Source organism: Acidobacteriota bacterium (assembly GCA_020853395.1).
In the GTDB taxonomy this organism is placed as follows: domain Bacteria; phylum Acidobacteriota; class Vicinamibacteria; order Vicinamibacterales; family SCN-69-37; genus JADYYY01.
Genome location: JADYYY010000016.1, coordinates 108,515 through 120,069 on the forward strand (window position 1 = coordinate 108,515; position 11,555 = coordinate 120,069).

12 protein-coding genes are annotated in these 11,555 nt (G+C 70.5%); 3 read left to right on the forward strand and 9 right to left on the reverse strand.

Going from position 1 to position 11,555, the window contains the following annotated elements:
• The first annotated feature begins 22 nt into the window (after positions 1-22).
• From IT184_15275 to IT184_15285, 3 genes are read left to right on the forward strand one after another with little or no spacing between them, the layout of a single operon-like run.
• On the forward strand, positions 23-565 hold the full coding sequence (locus IT184_15275) for an RNA polymerase sigma factor (protein MCC7010167.1): 543 nt from the start codon (positions 23-25) through the stop codon (positions 563-565).
• A complete protein-coding gene (locus tag IT184_15280) occupies positions 552-1,013 on the forward strand; it encodes a hypothetical protein (protein ID MCC7010168.1) in 462 nt (153 codons plus the stop codon). Before IT184_15275 ends, IT184_15280 begins: the two co-directional genes overlap by 14 nt.
• Complete coding sequence (locus IT184_15285) at positions 1,010-2,734, forward strand: RDD family protein (GenBank protein ID MCC7010169.1); 1,725 nt, start codon at positions 1,010-1,012, stop codon at positions 2,732-2,734. Before IT184_15280 ends, IT184_15285 begins: the two co-directional genes overlap by 4 nt.
• Before the next feature lie 41 nt (positions 2,735-2,775).
• On the opposite strand, the gene IT184_15290 is transcribed toward IT184_15285, so the two are convergent.
• The 9 genes from IT184_15290 to IT184_15330 form a co-directional block, all read right to left on the reverse strand.
• Positions 2,776-3,345: a hypothetical protein gene (locus tag IT184_15290; GenBank protein MCC7010170.1), complete on the reverse strand. Its 570-nt coding sequence runs from the start codon at positions 3,343-3,345 to the stop codon at positions 2,776-2,778.
• Positions 3,346-3,503: 158 nt separating this feature from the next.
• A complete protein-coding gene (locus IT184_15295) occupies positions 3,504-4,010 on the reverse strand; it encodes a periplasmic heavy metal sensor (protein ID MCC7010171.1) in 507 nt (168 codons plus the stop codon).
• Complete coding sequence (locus tag IT184_15300) at positions 4,007-4,516, reverse strand: hypothetical protein (protein MCC7010172.1); 510 nt, start codon at positions 4,514-4,516, stop codon at positions 4,007-4,009. The genes IT184_15295 and IT184_15300 overlap by 4 nt, the downstream gene beginning before the upstream one ends.
• 75 nt (positions 4,517-4,591) lie before the next feature.
• The gene (locus IT184_15305) at positions 4,592-5,272 is read right to left on the reverse strand and encodes a class I SAM-dependent methyltransferase (GenBank protein MCC7010173.1); all 681 of its coding nucleotides are present in this window, start codon (positions 5,270-5,272) and stop codon (positions 4,592-4,594) included.
• Positions 5,269-6,225 carry a M23 family metallopeptidase gene (locus tag IT184_15310; protein MCC7010174.1) on the reverse strand — a complete coding sequence of 319 codons (957 nt, stop codon included), beginning with the start codon at positions 6,223-6,225 and terminating at the stop codon, positions 5,269-5,271. Before IT184_15310 ends, IT184_15305 begins: the two co-directional genes overlap by 4 nt.
• A 69-nt stretch (positions 6,226-6,294) precedes the next feature.
• Entirely contained in the window at positions 6,295-7,593 is a 1,299-nt protein-coding gene (locus IT184_15315; GenBank protein MCC7010175.1) for a GTP-binding protein, read from the reverse strand.
• Complete coding sequence (gene cysD, locus IT184_15320; GenBank protein ID MCC7010176.1) at positions 7,593-8,555, reverse strand: sulfate adenylyltransferase subunit CysD; 963 nt, start codon at positions 8,553-8,555, stop codon at positions 7,593-7,595. The genes IT184_15315 and cysD overlap by 1 nt, the downstream gene beginning before the upstream one ends.
• Positions 8,555-9,934 carry a pyridoxal-phosphate dependent enzyme gene (locus tag IT184_15325; protein ID MCC7010177.1) on the reverse strand — a complete coding sequence of 460 codons (1,380 nt, stop codon included), beginning with the start codon at positions 9,932-9,934 and terminating at the stop codon, positions 8,555-8,557. The genes cysD and IT184_15325 overlap by 1 nt, the downstream gene beginning before the upstream one ends.
• A gap of 229 nt (positions 9,935-10,163) precedes the next feature.
• Positions 10,164-11,552, reverse strand: coding sequence for a carboxypeptidase regulatory-like domain-containing protein (locus IT184_15330; protein ID MCC7010178.1), 1,389 nt, complete (start codon positions 11,550-11,552; stop codon positions 10,164-10,166).
• Between the last annotated feature and the right edge of the window lie 3 nt (positions 11,553-11,555).

The following is an 11,555-nucleotide window of genomic DNA, read 5'->3' on the forward strand; positions in this document are numbered from 1 at the left end:
CAGCCGGTAGGCCAGGTCCGAGATGACCGATGCCGCCGAGTTCGAGGCGTTCGTCCGTGAATACCAGGACATGGTCTTCGCCACGGCGGTCCGGCTACTGGGCAACCCGAGTGAGGCGGAGGACGTGGCGCAGACGGTGTTTCTCCGGGCGTTCGAGCGGTTCGGCACCGCGGGGCCAGGCCCCGCCGCTCCTGGATGGCTCAAGACCGTGGCGACGAACCTCTGCCTGAATCATCTGTCCCGGTACCGCAACCGGTGGCGCTTCTTCAGCGAGCTGAGCCGGGATCGGGATGACGAGGCCGCGTCGCCGTTCGAAGCGATCCTCGCCGGCGGGTCGTCGCCCGCCGAGGATCTGGAGGCTGCGGACCGGCAGGCCCTGGTGGAGCAGGCGCTGCAGGGCCTGCCGCACCATCAGCGCGTGCCGCTCGTGCTGTACCACTTCGAGCAGAAGAACTATCAGGAGATTGCGGGCTTGCTCGGCGTGTCGCTGGGCAAGCTGAAGACCGACATGCATCGGGGCCGGCTGGCCCTGAAACGGTACCTGGAACGCCATGCAGCCCGATGACCTCGAGCGGCTGATCGATCGCGAGCTGCGCGCGCTGCCGGCGCCGCGTGCGCCGCGCTCGCTCGTGCCCCGCGTGATGGCCGCCATCGACGCGCGCCAGGCGATGCCGTGGTATCGGCGCGGATGGTCGCAGTGGCCGCCGGTCTGGCGGACGACCTCGCTGGCAGCACTCACGGTCGTCGCCGTGGCGCTGCTGATCGGCTGGCCGGCCCTGGCAGGAAGCCTGGGCGGCTGGCAGCCCGACGCCGGCACGGTCGTGCCGGCCCGGATTCGGGCGATCGGCGACGCGGCTGCGATGGCGCTCGACGCGTCGCGGGTGCTCTGGCGGGTGCTCATCGAGCCGGTCATGGGCTACCTGGTGGCGTTCGTGTTGACGATGGTCGTGGCGTGTGTGGCGTTCGGCACCGCGCTGGATCGCGTGGCCCTGGGAGGGCCTTCCGAGCTATGAAGCTGACACGTCTCGTTCTCCTCCTCTTCCTCGCGATGGGCGCGCCTCACGCCGCCAGAGCCCAGGCGGCTGCGCCCGCCGCGCCAGCGGCCGCAGAGGTCCCCTCGGCTGAACGGCCGGCGGCGCGCGCGGCGCAGCCTCCACAGACCCCGCGCGGCCGCGGCACCACCGTCGAGGTCCCCGAGACGCCCGGTCAATCCACGACCGACTTCGGCGAGGTGCGCATCTCGCGAACCGCCGTGCGCGTCGGCAGCTCCTACGAGCTCGACAGCGGCGCCAACGTCGAGGATGTCGCGGTCGTGATGGGCAGCGCGACGATCAACGGGCACGTGCACGGCGACCTGGCGGTCGTGCTCGGCGACCTGCAGCTCGGGCCGACGGCCATCGTCGACGGCGACGTCGCGGTGGTCGGCGGGTCGGCCACGGCTGCCGAAGGCGCGGCCATTCGCAATGAGCTCGTCATCGTGGGCGGCACGCTGACGGCGCCGCCCGGCTTCCGGCCCGAGGGCGAGCAGGTCATCGTCGGCACGCCGTACGTCGGATCCGCCCTGCGGAGCTTCACGCCCTGGATCACGCGCGGTCTGCTGTGGGGCCGCGTCATCGTGCCGAGCCTCGGCTGGATCTGGTGGATCGTGGGGTTGTCGGCGCTGATCTACGTCGCGATTGCCGTGCTCTTTCCGGGCGCCGTGGCGTCGGTCGTGCGCACGATCGTCAGCCGGCCGCTGAGCGCGTTCTTCGCAGGGTTGCTGACGCTGCTGCTGGTCGGGCCGATCTCCACGATTCTGGCCATCTCGGTCGTGGGCATCGTCGTCATCCCGTTCCTCTTCTTCGCCGTGCTGATCGGTGGCCTGGTAGGAAAGGTCTCGGTGTTCTCGTGGATCGGCCGGACGGTCATGCCAGGCAGCCCAGCCAGCCCAGCCAGTGAAGAAGAGAGCACGGGTCGGGGCCTCGGCGCGATGCTCATCGGGCTCGTCGTCATCATCGTGCTCTACATGGTGCCGATCGTCGGGCTGATGACCTGGGCCGTCGTCGGTCTGCTCGGGCTCGGCGCGGCCGTGCTGACGATGATCCGGGCGATGCGGAACGAACGGGCGGCGCGCGCCGCCAAGACGCCGCCTCCTGTGCCGCCGCGGTCATCCCCGGGCGAACCGCTCGGCGGCCCCGAGGGACCCATCACCGGCGGGCAGTCGCCAGTTCCCGGCGCGGCCATGTCGTTCGCGTCCGCGGAAGGGATGGCCGCAGCCGCCGACGAGGCGTCCGGGTTTCCCGCCGGCGCAGGCGCGCTTCCGCCGCCACCGGCCGCTGCCGCGGTGGTGGGGAATCTGACGGCCTATCCGAGGGCCAGCTTCCTGGATCGGCTCGCGGCCGGCGTGGTCGATGCCGTGGTCGTCGCCGTCGTCATCAACCTGCTCGACTTCCATCGCGGGCCGTTCGACAACTTCTTCGTGGTGCTGCTCATCTACAACATTGCGTTCTGGGCCTGGAAGGGCACGACGATCGGCGGCATCGTCACCAGCCTTCGCGTCGTCCGCGTCGACGGCGGCCCGCTTCAGCCCGTGGATGCGATCGTTCGAGGGCTCAGCAGCCTGCTTTCGCTGGCCGCGCTGGGCATCGGGTTCTTCTGGATCCTGCTCGACAGCAATCGCGAGCGGCAGGCGTGGCACGACATCATTGCCGGCACGCTCGTCGTGAGGGTGCCGCGCGATCTGCCGCTGTCCTGAGTCGACACGACGTGCGAGCAGGGCGCGGCCGGCGGCCGTGCCTACTGCTCGCGCTGGACGTTCTTGAGCATCACCGGGCTCGCGTTGTAGTTCTCGAGCGCAACCGTTCCCGTGCCCTTGTCGGCGAGCACCTTCGTCGCGATCGACATCTTGCCTTCGCCCTTGCCGTCGGGGCCGATGCGAAGCTCGACGACGGTGAACGGGTACTCGGTCGTCTTGCCGCCCTGGCGCAGCTCGCCGAAGCTCATCGGCCGTTCGGTGACCAGCACGATCCGGTCGCTCGTGCCGACCTTGTCCTTGCGGGCGTAGCGCAGGTTGTAGCCGACGTCGTGCGGCGATCGGATCGTGCCGACCGGCTTGAAGCCCTGCAGGACGGCGAGCATCTTCTTCGGGCCCTGCTCGTTCAGGGCCGTCGTGAGCTCGGTCCGCTCGGCGTCGGTCGACCATCGGGAGATCTGAATCTGCATCTGCCCGGTCGCCGTGCCCGTCGGCGCGTCGAGGTTGACGGCCGTTGCGCTGAACTTCTCCAGGGGTGGTTGCGCGGCGCGGAGCCCAGCCGCGCCCATCGCGACGGCCAGCACCGGTACCAAGACACGCGCTGCAATCGACATAGCGCCTCCAGTCGAGCGAGGCGTGTGCAACTCGCGGGCCACGCCTCGGCGAGCAGTGACGCGCGACAGGCGGTTCGGAAATGTACCGGCCAGAGGGCAACGGCGCGCGCGGTGGTTGGCGCGTTGCCCTCTGCCGGTTGGTGTGCGGACAGGCCGGCTCAGTACTCCCGGATCTTCGGGACCTCGTCCCACTTCTTGTCGTCGAGGAAGATGCCGCGCATGAGGTAGTAGGCGGGCATCGTGCCGTTCTTGCGCTGGTCGGCGGTGAGCGGCGTCAGGACGTGGGCGAGCGTCTTCATCTCCAGGTCGGCCATCGCGGCGGCCTGCGCGGCGTAGTCGCCGACCGCCTTGTCGATCGCGGCGGCCTGGCCGGCCTGCACGGCCGCGAAGAGCGCCGCGCGTGCGGCCTTGAGCCCGGCTCGAATCGGCGCGGCCTGCGCATAGGCGGCGTCGAGCGTCGCCTTCATCTCCTTCTTCTGGTCCTTCTCGAGGGCGAACGTGTCGGACAGGATCTCCATGCGCGACCGCAGATCCACGGCGGCGCCGCCGCCGCTGCCTCCGCCGCGGCCGCCGCGTCCCTGGGCGAACGCCGCGCCGCTCACGACGCACACCGCGACCATCGCGCCGGCGATCGCGGCGCCGTGAACACGAGCCCGGGCCGTCATCGGCCACCTCCGGTCGGGCGGCCGCTTCCGGGCGCCCCGGCGCTTCTCGGCCGCGGTGGCAGGAACATCCCGGCCATCACGTCGAACGCCTGCTCGGCGCGCTTCTGCTGGTCCGGCTTGAGCAGCGCGGCGATCTTCTGGAACGCCTCGGTCTCGACCGCGGCCATCTTGGCCGCCTCGAGCTGGTACTCGGCCAGCAATTGCTTCGCCGAGTCGGGCTCGTTCCGCAGCTCTGCGTTGACGAGGCCCATGCGCGTGTTCGACATCGCCTGGCCGATCGGCGCGGCCTGCCGGCTGGCAGCTTGCAGGATTTCGTCGACGGCCGGAATCTGCGTGGCGTCGAGCCTCAGGTGCTGCTGGAACTGTTCGATGAGCGATAGTGGCTGCCCGATGGCGGGCAGCGGCGTCTCCCGGGCGCCGGTCAGGCCACCGCCGCCTCGCTGGGCGACGAGGGGGACCGAACCGAGGAGGAGGACGAAGACAAGGACGACATGACGAAATGACAAGACGAGACCTCCACGCCGGAAATACGCACGGAGGGGACGAGCATTTACTGGGACGCGCATCTCGCTTCTCGGCGGTCAGCCCCGATCGCGGGCGGGATCGCCCTTCCTCACCACCCAGGTCGTCATCGACCGCTGGTCCTGCACGACCGTCGTCTTGATGGGATCCAGCAACTGACCGCCGAGCGCCCCCGTGCGGTCGAGCAGCAGCGCCTCGTCGACCAGATACCGCTCCGTGCCGTCAGGCAGCCGGAAGCGCCGACCGTCTGGCCGGACCTGGCGGACGCGCGATTCGAGGCCGATCGTCGAGGCCAGCCGGCAGAACAGCATGCCGCCGGGCTGGAGCAGCCGCCACGCCTCGGCGAGCATCGCCTCGAACTGCTGGTCGTCGCGCGCGAAGTGCAGCACGGCGCTGGCGATGACGACGGTCGCGACGCCGTCGGGGAAGGAGGTCCGTTCGATCGGCTCGACGCGGAAGTTGTCGTGCGGCAGCGCCGGGGCGAGTGCCGCCGCGATCTCCCGCACGGCCGCAATCGCGTCGGCATCGGCATCGACGCCGTAGACGTCATAGCCCTGCCGGAGGAAGAAGACGAGGTTGCGTCCGAAACCGCATCCCGCGTCGAAGACGCGATCGCCCGGCCGGATGCGGCCGCGGAGCAACTGGTCGAAGAGGTAGATGTCGATGCCCCCGAACTCGCGCTCGAGGTCGGCGGGGCCGAGCGGGACGGGCGCAGCCGGGGGGCGTCGTGCGGACGTCATTCGCGGCCGGAGGTTTTCAGGCTCCCGGACGGATGACCGATGCCGGCGTAGCCGTCGTGCGACGTCACCGGTGGGTTCCCGACCGGCCGGCCGCCCGTGCCGAGCACCGCCAGCAGCGACAGCGGATCGACGCGTGCGCCGGCCGCGCGGACCGTCCAGTGCAGATGCGGGCCGGTGACGCGGCCGGTCGCGCCGACGGCGCCGAGCACCGCGCCCGCCGGTACGCTCGCGCCTTCCGCGACGTTCATGCGCGAGAGGTGGGCGAACAGCGAGACCAGCCCGGTGCCGTGATCGACCACCACGGTGTTGCCCGTGTAGTAGAGCGCGCGGGCGAGCCGCACGCGGCCGGCCGCCGGCGAGCGCACGGGCGTGCCGGCGGGGCTGGCGAAATCCGCGCCGCCATGTGGACTGCGCGCCTCGCCGTTGAACACGCTGCGGGAGCCGAACGCCGAATTCGCCGGTTGCGGCACCGGCTGCCGGAATGCGCCGCTCCAGAGCGGCTCGGCTGCCGACGACTGCCACACCGTGTCGAGCAGCCGCGCTTCCGCTTCGATGCGCGCCTGGACGTCGGGCGGCGGGTTCACGAACTGCGGCGCGACGGTCAGGCGCCGCGTCGGAAACCGGCGGTCCGTGACGGTGAGCGCGTGCGTCACGGCCGCGGCGATCGGCGGGCCGGCCTCGATGCTGACGTCGTGCAGCCCCGGCTCGACGTCGAGATCGATGCCGACCAGCACGCGCCACGTTGCCGCGCCGGCTTTGTAGGGTACGAGGTCCCGATCGAAGGCCCGAACGTGCAGCGCCTCGACCGGCGCTGCGGTGGCGATCGTCAGCAGCACGAGCTCGCCGGGCTGAATCTGCCGCGCCGTCACCGAGACGAGGACCGGCGGCGTCTGCGCCGCGAGCGGCAGAGTCAGCACGAGGGCCGTCACGACGTGCCACGACGACTTGAGCATGTGCACTGGCCGAGCGACGACCATCGCCAATCCGCCCGGCGTTGTCAACCGGAGACGATGCGGCGGCCGTCAGGTCAGCAGTTCCTCCAGCGCCCGCCGGACGGCCTCGATCGCCTCGCCTTCCGAATGGGCGGTGCGCGCGATGCGCGCGATGCGTTCGGCGGAGCCCGGATGCTGATCGGCCGCCTGATCGAGCCGCGGCTCGGCGATCATCCCGGCGCCGGCCGTGAAGTTGGTCGTCGGCTCGATGAGGACGAAACAGCCGGTGCCGCGATGGTCGGCGTAGCGGTCGTAGATGAGCGCGCGCGACGTTTCGACGGTGACGCGGCCGATGTCGTTGAGCAGCAGCCGCGTGTCGACCTGCGCGGTCGTCGTGCCCGACGCGTGCTTGAGGACGTACAGGCGATGCGGCTCGAGCGGCCGCTCGTCCATCCAGACCAGGTCGGCCGTGAAGCGCTTGCCGAACTCGATGTGCGTGTTGGTGATGACGTCGCCGCGGCTGATGTCGAGCTCGTCTTCGAGCACGAGCGTGACCGACATCGGCGCGAACGCCACGTCGAGGTCGCCGTCCCACGTGACGATCCGCCGCACGCGCGAGGACCGCACCGAGGGCCAGGCGGTGATCGGATCGCCGACGCGCACGGTGCCGGCGAGGATCTGCCCGGCGTAGCCGCGAAAGTCCTGGTCGGGGCGGAGCACGAGCTGCACGGGGAAGCGGAGCGCCTTGTCCGCCGCGTCGCGCGCGACCTCCACCGTCTCGAGGTACTCGAGCAGGCTGGGGCCGTCGAACCAGGGCGTCCGATCGCTCCGCGTGATCACGTTGTCGCCGTTGAGGGCGCTGAGCGGAATCGGGTAGACGGCGGCGCCCGCCAGCATCTCCGCGAACTCGGAGGCGATGCCCTCGAAGACGTCGCGGTCGAAGTCGACGAGGTCCATCTTGTTGACGGCCACCGCGAAGTGACGGATGCCGAGCAGACGCGCGATCCGCGCGTGGCGCCGCGACTGATCGAGCACGCCGTGCCGCGCGTCGACGAGCAGGATCGCGACGTCGGCCGTGGACGCCCCCGTGGCCATGTTCCGCGTGTACTGCTCGTGCCCGGGCGTGTCGGCCAGGATGAACTTGCGGCGGGCGGTGGCGAAGTAGCGGTAGGCGACGTCGATCGTGATGCCCTGCTCGCGCTCGGCCCGGAGGCCGTCGGTGAACAGCGAGAAGTCGATCGGGCCGGCCGTCCGGTTGCGCGACGCCTTCTCGACCGACGAGATCTGGTCCTCGTACACCCCGCGCGAGTCGTAGAGCAGCCGGCCGATCAGCGTGCTCTTGCCGTCGTCGACGCTCCCGGCCGTGCAGATGCGCAGCAGTCCCGACATCAGAAGTAGCCTTCCCGCTTCTTGATCTCCATCGAGCCGTCCTGGTCGTGATCGATCACGCGGAGCTGCCGCTCGGAGTTGCGGGCGCCGACGAGCTCCTCGATGATCTTCGGCACCGTGTCGGCCTCGGAGCGGATCGCGCCCGTGCAGGGCGAGCAGCCGAGCGATCGCATCCGGCACATGACGAGCTGCGGCTTCTCGCCGGGGCGCAGCGGCACGAACGGCTGCTCGACCGGGATCAGCGATTCGCCGCGGACGACGACCTCGCGCGGCTTCGCGAAGTAGAGCGGCACGACCGGGATCCGCTCCTCGTGGATGTACTGCCACACGTCGATCTCGGTCCAGTTCGACAGCGGGAACACGCGGATGCTCTCGCCCGGCCGGACGCGGCCGTTGAGCAGTTGCCAGAGCTCGGGCCGCTGGCGCTTCGGATCCCACTGCCCCTTCTCGTCGCGGAGCGAGAACACGCGCTCCTTCGCGCGGGAGCGCTCCTCGTCGCGCCGCGCGCCGCCGAACGCCGCGTCGAACTGACCCGCCGCCAGCCCGTCGAGCAGCGCGCGCGTCTTCAGCAGCCCGCAGCAGCGCTGCGTGCCCACGGCGAACGGCTGCGTGCCGGCGGCAATCGCGTCGGTGTTGGTGTGCACGATCAGCCGGGCGCCGATCTCGGCGGTGTACCGATCGCGGAACTCGATCATCTCCCGGAACTTGTACGTCGTGTCGATGTGGAGCAGCGGGAACGGAATCGGCCCCGGGTAGAACGCCTTCTGCGCGAGCCGGAGCAGGACCGACGAGTCCTTGCCGATCGAGTAGAGCATCACGGGCCGCTCGAACTCGGCGACGACCTCGCGCATGATCGCGATGCTCTCCGCTTCGAGCGCGCGCAGGTGGTCGAGCGTCGGCGGCGGGAGCGGAGCCGGCTCCGCCGAGAGCCGCGGCTTCGTAGCGTCCTGAACGGTGTGCATCAGATCACGAACTCCTCGTCGAAGGCCGACCGATCGGCCCTGAGCCGCCACGACCGGGCTTCTTTCGCCTGGCCCTGGCGCACGGAGAGAATCACGTAGCTCAGGTTCGGCCACGCATGGTCCAGGTCGAACTGCGACGGCTCGGCCGGATGGTCGGGGTGCGAGTGATAGAACCCGAGCAGCGACAGCCCCGTGTCGTTGGCCCGCGTCTCGGCGCGGCGGTACTCCTCCGGTCCCACGAGGAACCGCCGCCGCTGCTGCTCGGGCGTGAACGTGTTGTCGAGCGGGAACGCGCGCGTGACCGCGCCGGCCTTCGGCCCGAGCAGCGCGCCGCAGCATTCGTTGGGATAGACGCGGGCTGCGTGGCGGCGCATGGCGACGAGCTCGACGTCCGCGATCCGCAGGTGCGCCGGCGCCGTCGGATCGGCCGGCGCGGTCTCCTCGGTATCCGTCACGTCCCACAGCGGCTCGGACAGATAGCGGTCGCCGCCGTCGGGAAAGATCATCACGATGACGGCCTGCTGGAGGCCGCTCGCGATTTCGAGCGACGCGGCGAGCGCGGCGCCGCTCGACGGCCCGACGAACAGCCCCTCTTCCTTGGACAGCCGGCGCGCCAGCCGGTGCGCCTCGTCGGTCGCCGCCCGCGCCGAGATGTCGGCCAGCGTGGGATCGTAGATGGGCGGCACGATGGCCGACGCCATGTGCTTCAGCCCTTCCAGCCCATGGAGCGGCGAGTCCGGCTGCACCGACACGAGCGTGACGTCCGGCTTGTCCTGCTTCAGGCGGCGACCGGTGCCCATGAACGTACCGCTCGTGCCGAGGCCGGCCACGAAGTGGGTGATACGCCCTTCGGTCTGCTCGAGGATCTCGACGCCCGTGGTGTTGAAGTGGGCACGCCAGTTCTCGGGGTTGCTGTACTGGTCGGGGTAGAAATAGCGGTGCGGATCGCGATCGTGAATCGCCCGCGCCTGACGGATCGCCCCGTCGGTCCCCTCCATCGGATCGGTCAGGATCAAGTCCGCGCCGTAGATCTGCAGGAGGCGCTTGCGCTCCGGTGTGACGTTCGAGGGGACGCAGAGCCGCACGTGGTGCCCCCGCGCGGCGCCGAGCATCGCGTAGGCGATGCCGGTGTTGCCCGACGTCGCGTCGAGCAGGACCTTGCCGGGACCGAGCGCGCCGGATCGTTCGCCGGCCAGCACCATCGCACGCGCGGCGCGGTCCTTGACCGAGCCGCCCGGGTTGCGCATCTCGAGCTTCGCGTACAGCTCGATGTCCGCACGCGGCTCGAAGCGCCGCAGCCGGACGAGCGGCGTGTGGCCGATCCAGTCGATCACCGTGGGCGGCGCGGCGAGGCGGCGATCTGCGATGAGTGCGGCCATGCGTCCTCGAATGCTCCGAAAAAACAAAAGGCCCGGAACCAGAGGTCCGGGCCTGTCTCGGGCGCCTTGCTGCAGGCGACCGTGAATGTTCGTTCAGCTCACGGCCGCGTGCGCCCTCGACAGACCTTGGTGGGCCGACAACAGAGGCAGACCGCCGCGCCGTTGCAACAGAACGACATGCTCGTATTGTGGTCGGACGTGCGCCGTTAGTCAAATCGGCGGCACGTACCTACTCCGCGCCGCGCCACGCGAGGCCGCCGCCGCGTACCCGGCTGACGCTGGCCGGATCCGGATCCATGTCGGGCGCTCGATTGAGCGTTGGCCGCAGAAACGCGAACCGCGAACCGTCCCGGTCGAAGTCGGTCGGCTCGACCCGCCCCGAGGCGTCCATCACCGACGGCCGGACGTCCACGTGGTTGTAGCCGAGCGCGTGCCCCAGCTCATGCGCCCGCAGCGAACGCCGGTAGGGACCCGCCGAGGCGTCGAACGCCTCGTCCAGCATCACGATCGCCGCCTGCACCTGACCGGCGCCGTTCCACGCCCATCTCGTGTATCCCCAGAACGTGGAGCCGTCGGTCAGCCCGCTGAAGCGCGCAACGACGATGGCGCCGGGACGTTCGAGGGCGACGGTTTCACCCTCGGCCGCGCCCTCCACGACGACGTCCGCGAAGCGATCGTATCGTCCGCCGGTCAACTGCGGCATGGTCCAGAGCAGATCGGCGCGCAGCGCCTCCACGTCCTCGTCGCCCATGACCTTCGCCGTCGCGACGGCCGTCGCGGCGTCGACCGCTGCGAAGCGCAGCACGCGCCGCTGGATCACGAGCCGTGGCGTCGTCGTCCACCGCCGGAGCACGCCGTCGCGCCGGAACATCTGATCGAACGCGGCGAGATCGAGACGGCGCGGCATCAGCGTGAGCGTCGCGGGCTCCGTGGTGACCGGCACCTGAGTGACGCGCTCGACCGTCGCGCTCGACGTCACGGTCACGCGCACCGATGGCGTCGCGCTCGCCAGCTGCAGTTCGAATGCGCCGGTCACCCGGCTCGTGGCCGCGTTGCCGCGCTCGTCCCGAATGGTCGCGCCGCCTATCGCATCGTCCGTGAGGGCATCAACCGTCATGCCGAGCATCAGCGGCCCAGTCGGTACGGGTTCGGGCTGCGGCGACGGCGTCGGCGTGGGAACCGGCGCGGGATTCGGAACCGGTCCTGGCGAGGGGTCCGGGGCCGGCGACGGTGCAGGTGACGGCGATGGCGACGGTGACGATGTGGCGCCAGTGCGACGGAGCAGCAGGCGGACGCTCTGATGCTCGCTGAGCGCGACGTCCTGCGATGCGGCGTCATATCCTTCCGCCGTCACGCGGACGCTCACCGTGCCGCTTTGAAGATCAGTAACGCTGAACCGGCCATCGTCTGCCGTGGTCGTGGTCGCCGTGCGAGGCGTGGCGTCGGTGACCGCCACGATGGCGCCGGCGACCGGCGTTTCGGTATCGACCCGCACGACCATGCCGTCGAGCGCCAGGGCGCTGGCGCTCGTCACGGGTGAGGGCGACGTCGGCGACGTGCCGGACCGATCGCAACCGCTGCCAGCCAGTGCGGCCAGCAGCGCGATCGTTGCGGCCACCTC

Excerpts from the sequence above, each read along its gene's own strand:
- IT184_15310 (MCC7010174.1), bottom strand. The coding sequence starts at position 6,225 with ATGCTCAAGTCGTCGTGGCACGTCGTGACGGCCCTCGTGCTGACTCTG.
- IT184_15305 (MCC7010173.1), bottom strand. The coding sequence starts at position 5,272 with ATGACGTCCGCACGACGCCCCCCGGCTGCGCCCGTCCCGCTCGGCCCC.
- IT184_15275 (MCC7010167.1), top strand. The coding sequence starts at position 23 with ATGACCGATGCCGCCGAGTTCGAGGCGTTCGTCCGTGAATACCAGGAC.
- IT184_15280 (MCC7010168.1), top strand. The coding sequence starts at position 552 with ATGCAGCCCGATGACCTCGAGCGGCTGATCGATCGCGAGCTGCGCGCG.
- IT184_15295 (MCC7010171.1), bottom strand. The coding sequence starts at position 4,010 with ATGACGGCCCGGGCTCGTGTTCACGGCGCCGCGATCGCCGGCGCGATG.
- IT184_15290 (MCC7010170.1), bottom strand. The coding sequence starts at position 3,345 with ATGTCGATTGCAGCGCGTGTCTTGGTACCGGTGCTGGCCGTCGCGATG.
- IT184_15315 (MCC7010175.1), bottom strand. The coding sequence starts at position 7,593 with ATGTCGGGACTGCTGCGCATCTGCACGGCCGGGAGCGTCGACGACGGC.
- IT184_15325 (MCC7010177.1), bottom strand. The coding sequence starts at position 9,934 with ATGGCCGCACTCATCGCAGATCGCCGCCTCGCCGCGCCGCCCACGGTG.
- IT184_15285 (MCC7010169.1), top strand. The coding sequence starts at position 1,010 with ATGAAGCTGACACGTCTCGTTCTCCTCCTCTTCCTCGCGATGGGCGCG.
- cysD (MCC7010176.1), bottom strand. The coding sequence starts at position 8,555 with ATGCACACCGTTCAGGACGCTACGAAGCCGCGGCTCTCGGCGGAGCCG.